General features: G+C 68.3%; 17 protein-coding genes. 12 read left to right on the forward strand and 5 right to left on the reverse strand.

What is annotated here, in order from left to right; all coding sequences use genetic code 11:
• Positions 1 to 41: 41 nt before the first annotated feature.
• On the forward strand, positions 42 to 866 hold the full coding sequence (locus AC069H_RS15030) for a tRNA (adenine-N1)-methyltransferase (RefSeq protein WP_007035384.1): 825 nt from the start codon (positions 42 to 44) through the stop codon (positions 864 to 866).
• 337 nt (positions 867 to 1,203) lie between these two features.
• Here AC069H_RS15030 and AC069H_RS15035 read toward each other — a convergent pair whose 3' ends face one another.
• Both AC069H_RS15035 and AC069H_RS15040 read right to left on the reverse strand, forming a co-directional pair.
• Complete coding sequence (locus AC069H_RS15035) at positions 1,204 to 1,659, reverse strand: hypothetical protein (protein ID WP_478228329.1); 456 nt, start codon at positions 1,657 to 1,659, stop codon at positions 1,204 to 1,206.
• A 7-nt stretch (positions 1,660 to 1,666) separates the two neighbouring features.
• Positions 1,667 to 2,488 (reverse strand): hypothetical protein, encoded by an 822-nt coding sequence (locus AC069H_RS15040; RefSeq protein WP_478232654.1) that lies wholly within the window; start codon positions 2,486 to 2,488, stop codon positions 1,667 to 1,669.
• A 362-nt stretch (positions 2,489 to 2,850) separates the two neighbouring features.
• Here AC069H_RS15040 and arc point away from each other — a divergent pair, with 362 nt between their 5' ends.
• On the forward strand, positions 2,851 to 4,653 hold the full coding sequence (gene arc / locus AC069H_RS15045; RefSeq protein ID WP_478228331.1) for a proteasome ATPase: 1,803 nt from the start codon (positions 2,851 to 2,853) through the stop codon (positions 4,651 to 4,653).
• 54 nt (positions 4,654 to 4,707) lie between these two features.
• Here the strand turns inward: arc and AC069H_RS15050 are convergent, their stop codons facing one another.
• Entirely contained in the window at positions 4,708 to 5,619 is a 912-nt protein-coding gene (locus tag AC069H_RS15050) for a DMT family transporter (RefSeq protein ID WP_478232655.1), read from the reverse strand.
• Between the two features lie 143 nt (positions 5,620 to 5,762).
• Between AC069H_RS15050 and AC069H_RS15055 the strand changes: the two genes are divergently transcribed.
• From AC069H_RS15055 to AC069H_RS15065, 3 genes are read left to right on the forward strand one after another with little or no spacing between them, the layout of a single operon-like run.
• Entirely contained in the window at positions 5,763 to 6,107 is a 345-nt protein-coding gene (locus AC069H_RS15055; protein WP_125678154.1) for a hypothetical protein, read from the forward strand.
• Positions 6,104 to 7,057 (forward strand): aldo/keto reductase, encoded by a 954-nt coding sequence (locus tag AC069H_RS15060; protein ID WP_478232656.1) that lies wholly within the window; start codon positions 6,104 to 6,106, stop codon positions 7,055 to 7,057. The genes AC069H_RS15055 and AC069H_RS15060 overlap by 4 nt, the downstream gene beginning before the upstream one ends.
• A gap of 53 nt (positions 7,058 to 7,110) precedes the next feature.
• Positions 7,111 to 7,716, forward strand: coding sequence for a hypothetical protein (locus tag AC069H_RS15065; protein ID WP_478232657.1), 606 nt, complete (start codon positions 7,111 to 7,113; stop codon positions 7,714 to 7,716).
• Here AC069H_RS15065 and AC069H_RS15070 read toward each other — a convergent pair.
• A complete protein-coding gene (locus AC069H_RS15070; RefSeq protein WP_478228335.1) occupies positions 7,713 to 8,231 on the reverse strand; it encodes an NUDIX hydrolase in 519 nt (172 codons plus the stop codon). The two genes, AC069H_RS15065 and AC069H_RS15070, sit on opposite strands and share 4 nt — an antisense overlap.
• 43 nt (positions 8,232 to 8,274) lie before the next feature.
• Here AC069H_RS15070 and dop point away from each other — a divergent pair, with 43 nt between their 5' ends.
• The 4 genes from dop to prcA all read left to right on the forward strand — a co-directional run bounded on the left by dop (position 8,275) and on the right by prcA (position 11,794).
• The gene (gene dop / locus AC069H_RS15075; RefSeq protein WP_478232658.1) at positions 8,275 to 9,777 is read left to right on the forward strand and encodes a depupylase/deamidase Dop; all 1,503 of its coding nucleotides are present in this window, start codon (positions 8,275 to 8,277) and stop codon (positions 9,775 to 9,777) included.
• A gap of 97 nt (positions 9,778 to 9,874) precedes the next feature.
• Positions 9,875 to 10,069: a ubiquitin-like protein Pup gene (locus AC069H_RS15080; protein ID WP_037319666.1), complete on the forward strand. Its 195-nt coding sequence runs from the start codon at positions 9,875 to 9,877 to the stop codon at positions 10,067 to 10,069.
• 77 nt (positions 10,070 to 10,146) lie between these two features.
• On the forward strand, positions 10,147 to 10,983 hold the full coding sequence (gene prcB, locus AC069H_RS15085; protein WP_378441607.1) for a proteasome subunit beta: 837 nt from the start codon (positions 10,147 to 10,149) through the stop codon (positions 10,981 to 10,983).
• Positions 10,984 to 11,035: 52 nt separating this feature from the next.
• On the forward strand, positions 11,036 to 11,794 hold the full coding sequence (gene prcA / locus AC069H_RS15090) for a proteasome subunit alpha (RefSeq protein ID WP_478228337.1): 759 nt from the start codon (positions 11,036 to 11,038) through the stop codon (positions 11,792 to 11,794).
• Between the two features lie 811 nt (positions 11,795 to 12,605).
• On the opposite strand, the gene AC069H_RS15095 is transcribed toward prcA, so the two are convergent.
• On the reverse strand, positions 12,606 to 14,084 hold the full coding sequence (locus AC069H_RS15095) for a phosphatase PAP2 family protein (protein WP_478232659.1): 1,479 nt from the start codon (positions 14,082 to 14,084) through the stop codon (positions 12,606 to 12,608).
• 147 nt (positions 14,085 to 14,231) lie between these two features.
• On the opposite strand from AC069H_RS15095, the gene pafA reads away from it, so the two are divergent.
• The 3 genes from pafA to AC069H_RS15110 all read left to right on the forward strand — a co-directional run bounded on the left by pafA (position 14,232) and on the right by AC069H_RS15110 (position 17,147).
• Positions 14,232 to 15,590, forward strand: coding sequence for a Pup--protein ligase (pafA, locus tag AC069H_RS15100; RefSeq protein WP_007035399.1), 1,359 nt, complete (start codon positions 14,232 to 14,234; stop codon positions 15,588 to 15,590).
• Positions 15,591 to 15,670: 80 nt separating this feature from the next.
• Complete coding sequence (locus AC069H_RS15105; RefSeq protein WP_478232660.1) at positions 15,671 to 16,714, forward strand: WD40/YVTN/BNR-like repeat-containing protein; 1,044 nt, start codon at positions 15,671 to 15,673, stop codon at positions 16,712 to 16,714.
• A gap of 91 nt (positions 16,715 to 16,805) precedes the next feature.
• Positions 16,806 to 17,147 carry an ArsR/SmtB family transcription factor gene (locus AC069H_RS15110; protein WP_478228341.1) on the forward strand — a complete coding sequence of 114 codons (342 nt, stop codon included), beginning with the start codon at positions 16,806 to 16,808 and terminating at the stop codon, positions 17,145 to 17,147.
• Positions 17,148 to 17,218: the final 71 nt, after the last annotated feature.

The raw sequence follows: 17,218 nt of genomic DNA on the forward strand, positions 1-17,218 counted from the left end.
AGGATCGGTCGTCGATCTGTGTTCGCGCGTATGGAGGTTCAGTGTCGGTCCGAGGGCCGTTTCGTGTTGGTGACCGGGTTCAGCTGACCGACTCCAAGGGGCGGCACTACACCATGGTCCTCGCCGAGGGACAGCAATATCACACCCATCGCGGCGCGCTGGCGCATGACGACGTGATCGGTGCGCAGGAGGGATCGGTCGTCACTTCGGCAGGCGGCAGCCACTATCTGGCGCTTCGCCCGCTGCTGCCGGACTACGTGTTGTCGATGCCGCGTGGCGCGCAGGTGATCTACCCGAAGGACGCCGCGCAGATCGTGATGTGGGGCGACATCTTCCCGGGGGCGCGGGTACTCGAGGCGGGCGCCGGCTCCGGCGCGCTGACCTGTTCGCTGCTGCGGGCGGTCGGTTCGGAAGGGACCGTGCAGTCGTACGAGATCCGGGACGACCACGCCGAACACGCCGAGCGGAACGTCGAGAAGTTCTTCGGCCACAAGCCGGACAACTGGTCGCTGACGGTCGCGGACCTGTCGACGCACACCGGCGAGGTCGACCGCGTCGTCCTCGACATGCTGGCGCCTTGGGACCAGCTGGAGACGGTCGCCGCGCATCTGGTGCCGGGCGGCGTGCTCACGGTCTATGTGGCGACGGTCACACAGCTTTCGCGGATCACGGAAGCCTTGCGGGACCAGCAGTGCTGGACCGAGCCGGAATCGTGGGAGACCCTCATGCGGCCTTGGCACGTCGTGAGCCTCGCGGTGCGGCCGGACCACCGGATGGTCGCGCACACCGCGTTCCTGCTGACGGCGCGCCGTCTGGCTGACGGCACCGTTTCGCCGCGGGTGCACCGCCGCTCCGGCAAGGGCTGATCGGTACAGCCGGTCGTGAGTGGCGTTTCGGGTTCTCTTTGAGGGAAGGGCAAACGTGGCGTGATCGACTTCCTGTCACGCGGGCCGTCTTCGCCGATTGCGTGCCCGATTGATGTCATGATGTCCGCTTCTTGCCGGGGTCGTGAGCGGCATAGACGGTTAGAACGATCATTGCCACTCACGACCCCCACGCAAAGCACCCAAATCGGGCACGCGGGGGTGTCTTTGTGTCCCTTGCGGACAGTGGGGTCGCGATCAGTCCGGCAGGCCGGGCCTCCAGCGCGCAGCACGCCACATTTGCCTAACCCCTCAATAACCCGAAACGCCACTCACGACGTCAGGGCACGCACCACTTGCCGTCGTGCTTCTTGAGCGGGAACGGCGTGTCCTTCTGGCCGCCCACGCCTTCGACGTGGACGGTCACCGTGGCGGAGTCGCCGCTGACCACCGGCGGATCCGGGACGGTCGCGGTCACCTTGCCCGCCGCCGCCCATTTCCGGCCGAGCTCGGCCAGATCGGCCGACGACTGCTGGACGCAGGTGAGTTTCCCGAACGCCGTCGCGTCGTGGTTGACGATGGCCGCGGCGATCGCCTTGCCGACCACCTCGACCGCGGCCACGTCCGGATCCACCGGAACCGGACGGGACGACACCGGCGGTGGAGTGGGCGTGCCGGTGCTCGACGCGGCCGGGTCGGAGCCGGAGGGGGCCACCAGGAGCAGCCCCACCACGACCCCGGCCACGACCGCGCCACAAACCACCGCCACGGCGATCAGCTTGTGGCTCACCGTCACGGACAGGTCACTTCTTGTCGGCCTTGATGTCCTTGAGGCACCACAGGTCCGACTCCTTGGCCGCCGTGATGGTGCCTTCCGCCATCTTGGTGCCCTGGGTGGCGCGGTAACGGCCGGTCGCCCGGTCGCCGCTTTCCTTGGCTGGCTCGGTGATCTCGAGCTTGATGGGGTCGAGCGGCTTGCCCTCGTCCTTGGTGTTCTCGCTGCGGCAGATCAGGTCGAGGAACGTCTTCTTGTCACCCGCGCTGTAGGAGGTCGCGGCGCTTTCGAAGACTTCCTGCGGCGTGGCCTTGCCGCCGGGCGCCGGACCTGAGCTCTTCGTCGACGACGTGCTCGGCGAGCTGGACCTCGTACGGGTCGAGCTCGGCTTCTGCGACGACGAGGACGGGGCCTCCGACGGGGCGGCGCTGCTGGTGGGCGGCGCGGCGGTCGGGTTGTCGTCACCCGAGTTCAGCGCGATGACCAGCGCGGTGACACCGCCACCGACCAGCAGGACCGCGCCGATCGCGATGCCGACGATCAGGCCGGTCTTCTTTTTCTTGGGTGGCTCTCCGCCGCCGAACCCGCCTCCCTGCGGGTAGGCGTTGTAGCCGCCCTGCTGCCCGTACGGGTCCGGCTGGCCGAACTGCTGCGTGCCGCCGGGGTATCCCTGCTGGGGCTGAGGACCGCTCTGCGGGTAGCCGCCTTGTTGCTGGCCGTACGGATCCTGTCCGTACTGGCCGCCACCGGGGTATCCCTGTTGCGGCTGGGGGCCGCTCTGCGGGTACCCGCCCTGCTGGCCGTACGGATCTTGTCCGTAGCCGCCGGGCTGCTGCGGCGGGTAAGTCATGGCTGGTGCCCCCTAGCTGTTCTGCGAAAATGCTCAACATGACGTGCCGGTCCGCCTCCCCGGCGAACGTCGCCCGATGCTAGCCATCGAGCCGGATCGCCGCTCGATTAGGGCCGAACTGAGACCGGAAACCCGTTTGCACCCGGACGGAGCCGGGTATTCCGTCGCAGGTCAGGCCAGGTGGACGGATTGTGACCATGAGTGTGCCGGACCCGGCACCGGGATGGCCCCTTGCGCGTCGCGAAGGTACGTGCTGGCGGGTCGTCCGGAACGCGACGCGCCGATCTTGTGATGCGGAAAGGCCTTTTATTGTCGGTGATCGCCGGTACCGTGGAATGAAAAGCACTCCGAGGAGGTGCCCGATGCATCATGACCTTCCCGGAGGTCGGCGCGAGGAGGCCGACCCTTCAGAAACGACCGGAGCTGGAACCACGTCCGACGAGCAGGCACGTCAAATCCGCTTCCTCGAGGAGGAAGTCGCCCTGCTGCGCCGGAAGCTCACCGATTCCCCACGTCAGAACCGAGTGCTGGAGCAGCGACTCGCCGAGGCGTCGGAACGCGTGAGCCAACTCACTGAACGCAACACGAAACTGGTCGAGACGCTCCGCGAGGCGCGTGGTCAGTTGCTCGCGTTGCGGGAGGAGGTCGACAGGCTGGCCCAGCCTCCGAGCGGTTACGGCGTGTTCGTCACCGCGTACGAGGACAACACGGTGGACGTGTTCACCGCGGGCCGCAAAATGCGGGTTTCGGTCTCACCCGCGGTCGAGGTCTCGTCGCTTCAGCGCGGACAGGCGTTGCGGCTCAACGAGGCGCTGACCGTCGTCGAGGGCGGTGACTTCGAGCGGATCGGCGAGGTCTGCGCGCTGCGCGAGGTGCTGGCCCCGGACGTCGAGGGCGGCAGCCCCCGTGCGCTCGTGGTCGGGCACGCGGACGAGGAGCGGGTCGTCCTGCTCTCCGATCCGCTGTCCGAACAGCCCCTCAAGCCGGGCGATTCCCTGCTGGTGGACTCGAAAGCCGGTTACGCCTACGAACGCGTGCCGAAGGCGGAGGTCGAGGATCTCGTGCTGGAGGAGGTGCCCGACGTCCGGTACGAGGACATCGGTGGCCTGACCCGGCAGATCGAGCAGATCCGCGACGCCGTCGAGCTTCCGTTCCTGCACGCTGATCTCTACCAGGAGTACCAGCTGCGGCCGCCGAAGGGCGTCCTGCTCTACGGGCCTCCTGGCTGCGGTAAGACCCTCATCGCCAAGGCGGTGGCCAACTCGCTCGCCAAGAAGGTCGCGGAAGCCCGCGGCGACTCGGCGGACGGGAAGTCCTACTTCCTGAACATCAAGGGTCCGGAACTGCTGAACAAGTTCGTCGGGGAGACCGAGCGGCATATCCGCCTGATCTTCCAGCGAGCTCGGGAAAAGGCCTCCGAAGGCACCCCGGTGATCGTGTTCTTCGACGAGATGGACTCGATCTTCCGCACCCGCGGTTCGGGCGTGTCCTCCGACGTGGAGACCACGATCGTCCCGCAGCTGCTTTCGGAGATCGACGGTGTGGAAGGCCTGGAGAACGTCATCGTCATCGGCGCCTCCAACCGTGAGGACATGATCGACCCGGCGATCCTGCGGCCGGGCCGGCTCGACGTCAAGATCAAGATCGAGCGTCCGGACGCCGAAGGCGCGAAGGACATCTTCTCCAAGTACCTGTCCGATGGCCTGCCGATCCACGCGGACGACCTCGCCGAGTTCGGCGGGGACCGCAGGGCGACGTTCGACGCGATGATCCAGCACACGGTCGAGCGGATGTACGAGGAGACGGACGAGAACCGGTTCCTCGAGGTCACCTACGCCAACGGTGACAAGGAAGTCCTGTACTTCCGCGACTTCAACTCGGGCGCGATGATCCAGAACATCGTGGACCGGGCGAAGAAGTCGGCGATCAAGTCGGTGCTGGAGACCCAGCAGCCCGGCCTGCGCGTGCAGCATCTGCTGGACGCGATCGTCGACGAGTTCGCGGAGAACGAGGACCTGCCCAACACCACCAACCCGGACGACTGGGCCAGGATCTCCGGCAAGAAGGGCGAGCGGATCGTATACATCCGCACGCTCGTCACCGGCAAGAACCAGGATTCGGGGCGGGCGATCGACACCGCCACGAACACCGGTCAGTACCTGTAGGGCAAGCCGAAAGGGCCCTTCGCCGCAGCATCTGCGGCGAAGGGCCCTTTCGCGTCACGCGGGTACGGGTTCCCGGACTTTCTTGCGCACGCTCAGCCGTCCGTGCGCGGCCAGGATGCCGAGGACGACGAGCAACGCGCCGACGGGCTGGTTCCACGCCAAGGGTTCGTCGAGGACGAGAACACCGAGCAGCACACCCACGACAGGTGTGAGGTAGGTCACGGCTGACGCGTTCGACGCGCCCCACGCCGCGATGATCGACGCGTTCCAGGCGTAGGCGAGCCCGGTGCCCAGTGCTCCGAGCGCGATCATGCTGAGGACGATCGGCGTGTCGAGGCGGACCGGAGTCGTCGCGATGAACGGCGCGAGTACCAGCATCACGACGGCACCACAGCAGACCTGTCCTAGCGCGACAGTGGGCGCGTCGAGGTTCCGCCAGGAAATGAACCGTCGCACGTAGACGAACGAGATGCCGTAGCAGGTCGTCGCGCCCAGGCACGCCAGTTGCGCGGTCAGCTCGTGGGAGACATCGATCCCTTGCCAGACCCCGACGATGGTGAGCACTCCCAGGAATCCGAGGATCAGTCCGGTCGTGCGGGCCTTCGTGAAGCGTTCCGACGGCAGGGCCGCGGCGGCGATGAGCATGGTGATCAGCGGGGTCGTCGCGTTGAAGATGCTGGCGAGCCCGGAGGAGATGTACTGCTCGGCCCAGGAGAACAGCAGGAACGGGATGACGCACAGCAGCACGGAGACGACCGCGAGATGGCCCCAGAGCGCCGGATCGCGGGGGAGCGGCTTACGGCGCCACGCGGCGATGGCGATCAGCGCCACGGCGCCGAGGCAGACGCGCGAGAGCGCCACCTGAGCCGGCGACAGGCCGGTGAGACCGACCTTGATGAACAGAAAACTCGCACCCCATACGACCGCGAGCGCCGCGAACCGGATCGCGATACCGAAACGTCCCAATTGTCCTTCTCCTGAATCCTCAAGCCGGGGCTCAGTGAATCCCGGAATCCCGTTGCGCTCCAGCGGTTTTCGGACGATGTGTCCGAAGACTCGCGCGTGGCGGTCACCCGAACCGTCTGTATAACGACCTATACTTCCGGGCTGTGAGTGAATCCTCCGGGCGCCCGCGCGCGCCGATCACCGAAGCCGATGTCCTGGCCTGGCTGGAAACGACGGCGGCCGCCGTACGGGCGGGGGAGGTGAGCGCCCCCGAACTCATCGAGATTCTGGGGGAGTTGCGCCGCGCCTCCGCGGCCTGCGCCGACGCGTCGGACTGGGCACTGCTCGCCGCCAGAGAAGAGGGCGCCAGTCTCCGTCAGATCGCGCCCGTCTTCGGCAAGGGTTACGTTCGGGCTCCGGCGGCGCGCCTCGAAAAGCTCCATCGGCAGGCGCAGAACTCGAGCCAGTGGCTCGCGATCCTCCGCCACAAGAACGAAGGAGCCCGGTGACAGACTCGGAAACCCCCGTCGGCGACCGGATCGCCGTCGGACTGGCGGCGCTCGGCAGGCCCGCGTACATCAACCTCGGCCGGGTCGAGGCGCTGCCGCCAGGACGCGAGTTCGAGGCGATGCGCGCGGCGACCTACGACGTGCTGGACGACGCGTATCGCGCGGGCGTCCGCTGGATCGACGTCGCTCGTTCGTATGGTTCTTCGGAGGAGTTCCTCGCCGGCTGGCTCGCCGACCGCGGCCACCCGGGCGTCACCGTGTCGAGCAAATGGGGCTACCGCTACGTGGGGGAGTGGAAGCTCGACGCGGAGGTGCACGAGGTCAAGGAGCACACCGCGGCGCGGTTCGCCGAGCAGTGGACCGAATCCGCCGGGCTGCTGGGGAAAGCGATCTCGCTCTACCAGGTCCATTCGCTCACTGTGGACAGTCCACTGTTCACCGACGACCGGCTGATCGGAGCGCTGGCGGGACTCGCCGCGGACGGGGTTCCGGTGGGGTTCTCGACGTCCGGACCGTCGCAGGCCGACGCCGTCCGCCGGGCGTTCGAGCTGGAGGTGTCCGGAACGCCGGTCTTCAGTGCCGTGCAGTCGACGTGGAACCTGCTCGAACCGTCCGTCGGCCCGGCGCTCGCGGAGGCGCACGCCGCCGGGAAACGGGTGTTGGTCAAAGAAACCGTCGCGAACGGACGGCTGGTGGTCGAGCCGCCTGCGCCGCTCGCGCGGATCGCGCGGGACCACGGGACGGGCCCGGACGCGGTGGCCATCGCGGCGGTGCTGGTGCAGGACTGGCGTCCGATCGCGGTCGTCGGCCCGTCGAGCACCGCCCAGCTCGCGGAGAATCTCGTTGCCGCGAAGGTGAAACTCGCCGAAGACGAACTCGCGGAGCTGGCCGCGCTCGCGGAGGAACCGGTCGCTTACTGGCGGCACCGATCCTGCCTCGGCTGGCATTGAGGGGCTGGACTAGTCTCGCGGCAAACGTCAGGCGGAAGCCGGGAGGGCTCGGGGTGCGTCATCGGCAGGTGCTCGCGGTGGCGACGGTCGCGCTGTTCGGTCTGTCGGGATGCGCCGACCGTCCCAACGACCTCGACACCTACTACGACGACCCGACACCGACGCCCGCGGCCGAGCCGTCACAGCCCTCGGTCAAACCGCAGGCCAACCCGGTGCCGCCGTCGTCGACCCGGCCTCCCGTCCCCGCGGCCGTTTCCGTTGCGTTGCTGACCGACGAGGACGTCGCCGAGGAAGAGGTCGTCCCCGGCGACAGCAAGGTGTCCGGCTGTCTGACCGGTCTCACCCGGGGCACGAGCCGCTCGGCCACGTGGTCGTACCCCAGCGGCTCGACGCTGGAACATCAGGTCACCGAGTACCCCGACCGTGACGCTTCGGACGTCGTCCTCCGGGCGGACTGCGACGGCAAGAAACTCACCCTCGCGAAGCAAACCGGCGTCGAGGTCCAGCGCGCCTGGTGCGACGGCACGACGTGCACGGTGTTACTCGCCAAGGGGAAGCTCGTCTCCGCCCTCAGCGTGACGGCCGGAACCGAGGCGCGGGCAACGGAAGCGGCGAAGCGGCTGTTGCCGATCGTCGCGCAGCGCCTCCGTTCCGCCTAGCGGGCGTTCTCCCGCCGGAACCATTCCAGCGCACCGAGACGGCCGTCCGGCACGAACGCGCTCGAAGGATCGTCGAGCCACGAACGCAATTCGGCCAATGTCAGCCAACGCCCTTCGACGACTTCGGACGGCTGATGGACGAAGGGGCCGTCCCAACGCGTTTCGAACGCGAAGTTGTGGCAGCGGATCGTGTCGTCGTCGGTGACATGGACGAAAAGCGGCCGTAGTTCCGCTCCGTGAACACCCAGTTCTTCAGCCAGTTCCCGGCGCGCGCACTCTTCCGGTGTCTCACCCGCCGCGACGATGCCGCCCGCCCAGCAGTCCCAAGTGGAGGGATAGACGTCCTTCGTGGGAGTACGCAGGTGCACGTAGACGGAGTCTCCGTCACCCGAACGGACCAACACCACGCCCGCCGCGTGCCAGAGCCCTTCGGCGCGGACCCGGGAGCGCGTGGCCGCTCCGACCACGGTTCCGCCGAGGTCATAGAGCGCAACGAGTTCGTCACTGCCTGACATGGGGGGCATCGTCGCACGGCCCGGACCCCGTAGGGTGGTGGGTATGCGGCGGATCATGGGAACCGAAGTCGAGTACGGCATCGCGGTGCCGGGCGACGCGACGGCGAACCCGGTACTCACCTCGACCCAGGTCGTGCTCGCCTACGCGGCCGCGGCGGACGTTCCGCGGGCCAGGCGGGCGCGGTGGGACTACGAGGTGGAATCGCCCCTGCGCGACGCGCGCGGGTTCGACCTGACCGGCCCGAGCGGCCCGGGACACGACCCGGACGTCGAGGACCTCGGCGCGGCGAACGTGATTCTGACCAACGGAGCGCGGCTGTACGTCGACCACGCGCACCCCGAGTATTCGGCGCCCGAGGTGACGAACGCGCGCGACGCGGTCATCTGGGACAAGGCGGGCGAACGGGTCATGGAGGAGGCGGCGCGCAAGGCCGCCACCGTGCCGGGACAGCCGCCGTTGCAGCTGTACAAGAACAACGTCGACGGCAAGGGCGCGAGCTACGGCACGCACGAGAACTACCTGATGCAGCGGTCGACCCCGTTCACCGCGGTGATCGCGGGGCTGACGCCGTTCTTCGTGTCCCGCCAGGTGATCACGGGCTCAGGCCGCGTCGGTGTCGGGCAGCAGAGCGAAGAAGCGGGTTTCCAGCTCTCGCAGCGCTCGGACTACATCGAGGTCGAGGTCGGCCTGGAGACCACGCTCAAACGCGGGATCATCAACACCCGCGACGAGCCGCACGCCGACGCGGACAAGTACCGCCGTCTGCACGTCATCATCGGCGACGCGAACCTGGCCGAGTACTCGACGTACCTCAAGGTCGGCACGACGGCGCTGGTGCTGGACCTGATCGAAGCGGGCATCCGGTTCGACGACCTGAAACTGGACGAACCGGTGCGGGCCGTCCACCGGATCAGCCACGACCCGACGCTGAAGGCGAAGGTGTCGCTGGCCAACGGGCGCAAGTACACCGGGCTGGACCTCCAGTTCGCCTACCACGAGATCGCGTCGGCGAACCTGGAGCGCACCGGCGCGGACGAGGCCTCCAAGGAGGTCTTGCGGGTCTGGGGCGAGATCCTGGACGCGCTGGCGCGGGACCCCCAGGAATGCGCGGACAGGCTGGACTGGCCGGCGAAGCTGCGGTTGCTCGAGGGCTACCGCGCGCGGGACCAGCTGGCCTGGGGCGCGCCGCGGTTGCGGCTGGTCGACCTGCAGTACTCGGATGTCCGGCTGGACAAGGGCCTGTACAACAGGCTCGTCACCAGGGGTTCGATGAAGCGCCTGGTGACCGAGGAGGAGGTGCTGGAGGCGGTCACGACCCCGCCTTCGGACACCAGGGCCTACTTCCGGGGCCGCACGCTGGAGAAGTACGCCAACTCCATCGCCGCGGCGTCGTGGGATTCGGTCATCTTCGACGTCGGCAGGGAATCGCTGGTGCGGATCCCGACGTTGGAGCCGTTGCGGGGCACGAAGGCCCACGTGGGGAAGTTGCTGGACGACTCCGCGACCGCCGAGGAGCTGGTGGAGGCGCTCACCGGTTCGGACTAGCGGGATTTCCTTTCATCGGGGTTAAGCGATCACGGATCCCACGGATTGTCGGGACCGCTGGGTAGGCTAGGAAACATCGGCCACACCGGGAGGCGAGATGGCTCAGGAAAAGATCGAAAAGCACGGCGGCGGCGACTCGGACGAAGAGTTCGAGGACGGCGGTCCGGCGGGTCAGGAACGGCGCGAGAAGCTCGGCGAGGACGTCGACACGATCCTCGACGAGATCGACGACGTGCTCGAGGAGAACGCCGAGGACTTCGTCCGCGCCTACGTGCAAAAGGGCGGCGAGTAGCTCGTTTTCCGGCGGCCCCGGGCCGGGGCCGCCTGTGCGGAGCCGGCGGATCACACAGATTGGAACTTTGAGCACGTATGGAACACACCTCGGGTAAGTCGGCGCTGCCCGCCGCGTACTTCTCGTCGGCGACCTCGTCGTTCTCGGACTTCCTCCGGGCGCAGGCGCCCGAGCTGCTCCCGGAGCGGCGGGTCTCGACCGGGGCGGGCGGGCTGGACGCCCCCCACGGGACGACGATCGTCGCGGTCAAGTTCGCGGGCGGGGTGCTGATCGCCGGTGACCGGCGGGCCACGTCAGGCAACCTGATCGCTTCGCGCGACATGGAGAAGGTCCACGTCACCGACGAGTACTCGGCCGTGGGCATCGCGGGCTCGGCCGGGCTGGCGATCGAGATGGTGCGGCTGTACGCGGTCGAACTGGCGCACTACGAGAAGATCGAGGGTGTTTCGCTCTCGCTCGACGGCAAGACGAACAAGCTCGCGGGGCTGGTGAAGTCCAACCTCGAGATGGCGATGGCGGGGCTGGCCGTGCTGCCGCTGTTCGTCGGGTACGACCTCGACGCCGAGGACGCGAAGCACGCGGGCCGGATCGTCTCGTACGACGCGACGGGCGGCCGCTACGAGGAGAACGCGGGCTACCACGCCATCGGCTCGGGTTCGCTGTTCGCGAAGGGCTCGCTGAAGAAGCTGTACGACCCGGACGCGGACGCCGAAGCCGCGATTCGGACGGCGGTGGAGGCGTTGTACGACGCGGCGGACGACGACACCGCGACCGGCGGGCCGGATCTGGTGCGCCGGATCTTCCCGACGATCGTGACGGTCACCGCGGAGCAGGGTGCGGTGGCGTTGCCGCTCGAGCAGACGACAGCGGTGGCCGAGGCCGTCGTGGCCGCACGAGCCGAGCGCGGGCGCTAGCCGTCCCTCCCTGTCCCTTCCCGATTAGAGCCCGAAAGAGCGGAGCACCACAGTGACGATGCCGTTGTACGCCTCTCCCGAGCAGTTGATGCGGGAGCGTTCCGAGATCGCGCGCAAGGGCATCGCGCGTGGCCGGAGCGTGGTCGTGCTCAAGTACCGCGGTGGCGTGCTGTTCGTGGCCGAGAACCCCTCGGCGACGTTGCACAAGGTGTCGGAGATCTACGACCGGATCGGTTTCGCGGCCGTGGGCCGCTACAGCGAGTTCGAGAACCTCCGTGTCGCCGGCATCCGGCACGCGGACCTGAAGGGCTACCAGTACGACCGGCGGGACGTCAGCGCGCGTGCGCTGGCGAACGCGTACGCCGCGACGCTGGGCAGCATCTTCACCGAGCAGCTGAAGCCGTTCGAGGTGGAGGTCTGCGTCGCCGAGGTCGGCGCGACCGCCGCCGAGGACCAGCTGTACCGGCTGACCTACGACGGCTCGATCTTCGACGAGCCGAAGTTCGTCGTGATGGGCGGTCAGGCCGACACGCTCACCACGAAGCTCAAGGAGAGCTTCGAGTCGGACATGGAGCTGGAAGCGGCGCTCGGCGTCGCGGTGAAGGCGTTGCGCGCCAACACCCCCACGCCCGCGAACGGCGACTCGGACCCGGTGAAGCTCGAGGTCGCCGTCCTGGAGCGGGAACGGCGTGGCCGCAAGTTCCGCCGGGTCGCCGGTGCCGCGCTGGACGCGCTGCTGCCCGCCGAGCCGGAGGAGCCGAAGGACGACGCCGAGGGCGACAAGCCCGATGGTGAGTCCAAGAAGGACTGAGCCTCTCGAATTACGTGAAGGCCTCCTTGCCTACCGTGAGGGTCAGGGTCCCGGCAAAGTCGGCTATCCGCTGGTCAAGCGGGTGCCGGATGGGGCTCGTCACAGTGGCCGGGCACCTTCTCGACTGTCCACGGGGGCCACTTTCGGGGCGACCGTGCCCGGTTCGGGTGTTTTGTGCGGGGTCGTGAGTGGCAAAGAGGGTTAGAACCCACTGTCACGTAGCTTAAGTTGATCTTGGGTGAGGTTGACGGGTGGGGTGAAGGCTCCCTTCGCTGCGTCTGATGCGACGAAGGGCTGGTCGTGGGTCGGGTTGGTCGTGAGTGGCGTTTCGGGTTCTAACCCGAAACGCCACTCACGACCCCCATCCGGGCTTCAATCAGACATTGAGTCAGCGAGAAGTGTCCTTTGTGGACACTCGGGGGCGCGGTCGGCTCCTGTCGGCCAGGGCAACCGAGCGCGTGACCTGCGGCAATCCTCGCCGCTTACGATCCAGGCCCCATCCAAGATCAACTTAAGCTACGTGGGATTGGGTTCCAATCCCTCTTTGTCGCTCACGGCCCCGACCGAGAACCGTACAGATGCGCATCAAACGGACATCCACCCACCCGTCAGCTGGCGTCCTTTGTGGACACCGTCCGTTCAAGCCCGCTGTCGTCCGCCCCGTTCGAATCACCAACAGCGACGCTGACCAGCGTCTATGCGACTTCGCCGAGCCCTGGCGTTCAGCGCAATGAAGGGGGCCTTCATGAACTTGCGGGCTGCGTTGTACACAGTGGACGCGGCGGCGCGTGTTCGGCCCGGAGGGCGGCGCCTAGAGCCGGTAGATGGTGAGCGCGCTGGGCCGCGACCGGAAGCGGAAGTCGTTGCCGAGCGGGCCGACCTCGCCGTCGGTGGCGACGCGGCGGTTGCCGTTCAGCAGCCGGACGTGCAGCTCCGGAACGTCGAGTTCCTGGTAGACGTGGCTGGCGTTGAGGCTGTTCGTGATCGTGGCGAGGATGAACCGCGCTCGCGAGTACGGCAGGTCGGCGCGCAGGTACCGGACGTCGAGAAGGCCGGTGTCGAGCGCCGGGCGGCGTGAGGGCGCGAATCCCTTGGGCGAGTAGGTGCCGTTGCCGACGAACAGCAGCCAGATGCTGGTGTGCTTGCCGTTGAGGGTCACTTCCAGCGGCTTCGCACGCCGGAGGGTGCGGGCGAGCGCGATCGCCGCCGACGGCCACTTCGGGTGCCGCTTCTGCAGCCTTTCCCGGATGCGGACCATTTCCGGGTAGCCGCCGAGGCTGGCGGTGTTGACGAAGTAGCGGTGGTCGTCGCCGTGGTTGATCTCGGCCTCGCCGAGGTCGACGCCGACGGCGTTGCCCGCTTCGGTGGCGGCGTCCGCGTCGGGCATCGAGCGCATGCCCACGTCCCGGGCGAAGTGGTTGAGGGTGCCGGCCGGGATGAGCGCGAGCGGCAGGTCGTGGTCGGCCGCGACGGCGGCCACCGCGGCGACCGTCCCGTCACCCCCGGCGACACCGAGCGCGCGCACGGTGTTGTCCCGGGCGGCGATCTCGTCGCAGAGTTGATCGCGCAGGTCACGCTTCGCGTCCGGATACAGGATCGTGGCCTTGGGCCAGGCGAACCGGGCTTCCTCGGTCGGATCCTGGCCGTCGATCCCCGAATGCGGGTTGACCAGGACGAGCATGTCCTCGCCGTCGCGCATCTCGGGCGCTTCGGCGGTGTGCGCGGTGCGGCCGGGGACGTCGTCGTTCAGCGGCCACCAGTGCCGCGTCAGCAGGCCGGCGCCGACACCGATCCCGATCCCCACGCCGACGTCACTGGGCCAGTGCACGCCGGTGTGGACCCGGGAATAGGCCACGGCGGCGGCCAGCGGTACGAGGGCGGCGCCTGCCTTGGGCGATTCCATCGCGACGGCCGTGACGAAGGCCGCCGCGGACGCCGAGTGCCCGGACGGGAACGACGACGAGGTCGGCCGCCGGACGAGCCGCCGGTGCATCGGCACCTCTTCGGCCGCCGGGCGGCGGCGGGGGAACAGCGGCTTGCCGATCAGGTTCGCCGCCGCGCTGGCCCCGGCGATGGCGGCCACGCCGCGGAGCGCTCCCCGGCGCGTCGGCCCCTTCTTCGCCGCGAGCAGGACCGCGACACACCACCAAAGCTTGGATTTGTCCGCACTTTTGGAGAGCGAGGTGATCACGTCGTCGGCCCTGGTCCTCCGCAGGGCAGCACTCCGCGCCATCAGCCGCCGATCGGTCCGCCCGACCTTGCGGAAAGGGCGCTTGAGCTGCTTTAACACGGGTTCCCCACTTCCGGCCCGGAACGTCATGCGCGTGAGACCCGATCGGGACGTCCCGCACACCTTTCACCGAATGCAACGTACCGACCGCGTGTCGCCGCCCGAACGGCGCACCTTCAGTGGGTCTTCACCGCCTACTCTGGTGGGATGCAGCGGCGGATCTTTGGCATCGAGACCGAGTTCGGGGTCACGTGCACCTTTCACGGGCAACGCAGGCTCTCCCCGGACGAAGTGGCGCGTTACCTGTTTCGGCGTGTCGTGTCCTGGGGGCGTTCGTCGAACGTCTTCCTGTCGAACGGCTCGCGGCTCTACCTCGACGTGGGTTCCCACCCGGAGTACGCGACGGCCGAATGCGACGACCTCGTCCAGCTCGTCACGCACGACAAGGCGGGGGAGCGGATCCTCGAGGACCTTCTGGTGGACGCCGAGCGGCGGCTGGCGGACGAGGGCATCGGCGGCGACATCTTCCTGTTCAAGAACAACACCGACTCGGCGGGCAACTCCTACGGCTGTCACGAGAACTATCTGGTGACGCGGGCGGGTGAGTTCTCCCGGATCGCCGACGTGCTGCTGCCGTTCCTGGTGACCCGGCAGCTCATCTGCGGCGCCGGCAAGGTGCTGCAGACGCCCCGCGGCGCCGTGTACTGCCTGTCCCAGCGAGCGGAACACATCTGGGAGGGCGTCTCCAGCGCCACCACGCGCTCGCGGCCGATCATCAACACCCGTGACGAGCCGCACGCCGACGCCGAACGCTACCGGCGCCTGCACGTGATCGTCGGCGACTCGAACATGGCCGAGCCGACCACGATGCTCAAGGTCGGATCGGCGAACCTGGTGCTGGAGATGATCGAAGCGGGCGTCCAGTTCCGCGACTTCACGCTGGACAACCCGATAAGGGCCATCCGCGAGATCAGCCACGACCTCACCGGCCGCCGACAGGTGCGGCTCGCCGGCGGCCGCGAGGCGTCCGCGCTGGACATCCAGCGCGAGTACCACGCCCGGGCCGTCCAGCACGTCAAGGAGACCGGTTCGTCGCCGCAGTCCGAGCGCGTCGTCGAGCTGTGGGGCCGGGCGCTGGAGGCGGTCGAGCAGCAGGACTTCAGCAAGATCGACACCGAGATCGACTGGGCGATCAAGCACCGACTGGTCGAGCGCTACCGCAACAAGCACGACCTCGACCTGTCGAGCCCGCGGATCGCGCAACTCGACCTGGCCTACCACGACATCCGGCGCGGGCGGGGCATCTTCGACCTGCTGCAGCGGAAGGGGCTCGTGCGGCGGGTCACCGACGACGGCGAGATCGAGTTGGCCAAGGACACTCCGCCGCAGACCACGCGGGCGAAGCTGCGCGGTGACTTCATCGCCGCCGCGCAGGCCGCCGGGCGTGACTTCACCGTGGACTGGGTGCACCTCAAGCTCAACGACCAGGCGCAGCGGACCGTGCTGTGCAAGGACCCGTTCCGCTCGGTGGACGAACGCGTCGAGAGGCTCATCTCCTCGCTCTGAATTACTCCGTGAAGGCCATCTTGGAAAGCTCCGCGCCCTCTAAGGTGGCCTTCACGGATCTTCGAGGGAGAGGTGCGCCGATGCGCCGTGCGTTGCTGGTCCTGCTGGGTGCGGTCGTCCCGATGGCGTTCACCGGCGTCGCGCACGCCGCACCGGAATGTCCGGAGCCCGCGTGGACGGAGACTCCGACGGGCACGGACGCCCAGTTGCGCGGCCTGTCCGCGGTGGATTCCCGTACGGCGTGGGTCAGCGGCAGCAGGGGCACCGTCCTGCGCACCACCGACCGCGGCCGCACCTGGCAGCCCGTCGCCCCGGCGGGCACCGAGGCGCTCGACTTCCGTGACATCGAGGCCTTCGACGCCGATCACGCGGTCGCGCTGTCGATCGGGCCCGGCGACGCGTCCCGGATCTACCGCACCGACGACGGTGGCAAGAGCTGGCGACTGTCCTTCAGGAACAGTGACCCTGCCGCCTTCTACGACTGTGTCGCGTTCTTCGACCACCGGCGCGGTCTCGCGATGAGCGATCCGGTGGACGGCAAGTTCCGGTTACAGTCCACTTCGGACGGCGGTCGCACGTGGAAGCCGGTCCCCGCCGAGGGCATGGTCCCCGCGCTCGACGGCGAGTTCGGGTTCGCCGCCAGCGGCCAGTGCCTCACCACTTCAGGCCCGCGTGACGCTTGGATCGCCACCGGTGGCGGGGCCCGCGCCCGCGTCCTGCACTCCGGCGACGGCGGGATGACGTGGGAAGCCGCGGACACCCCGTTGCCGAGCGGCGCCTCAGCCGGGGTCTTTTCGGTGACGTTCCGGGATCCGCGGCACGGCGTGGCCATCGGCGGCGACTACGCGGCGCCGAACGCTCCTGGTCCGGCGGTGGCGCTCAGTGCGGACAGGGGGCGCACCTGGCGGACATCGCCCGAGGCCCCGGTCGGCTACCGCTCCGGCCTGGCGTGGCTGGGGAACACCGTGATCGCCGTCGGCCCCGGCGGGAGCGATCTGAGCCCGGACGGCGGACGGCATTGGAAGTCGTTCGACACCGGATCGCTCGACTCGGTCGACTGCGCTCGTGGCGCGTGCTGGGCGAGTGGGGCCAACGGCAGGGCCGCGCGACTCGGCACGGCCTGAGCAAAAGCGCGTGGGTGCCCTGGTCGTGAGTGGCAAGTAGGGTTAGAACACGAATCGCCACTCACGACCGACCCGCGAGCTTCTGAGGACTATGACCGCACAAGCCGAACCAGTCCCGGAGACCACCGATCATCTGGTCGAGGTGTTGAAAGCGCTCGCCAACCCGATCCGGCTCCAGGTGCTCGGGTGGCTGCGCGAACCGGACCGGCACTTCCCGCCGGAGAACGCGATCGCCGACCAGAACGAGGTCGGGGTCTGCGTCAGTCATCTCCAGGCGAAGCTGGGGCTCGCGCAGTCCACGGTGTCGGCGTACATGGCGCTGTTGCATCGCGCCGGGCTCGTCCGGTCCACCCGGGTGGGCAAGTGGACGCACTATCGCCGTGACGAGCAGCGGATCGCGCAGCTGGTCGACTTGCTGGGACGCTCCATCTGAGCCCGGCCGGGAATAACGTATCGAAAATCTGCGATACTTCGATACGTTGGACCCGACTTGAGGAGAGACAG

Source organism: Amycolatopsis sp. NPDC043887 (assembly GCF_056435665.1).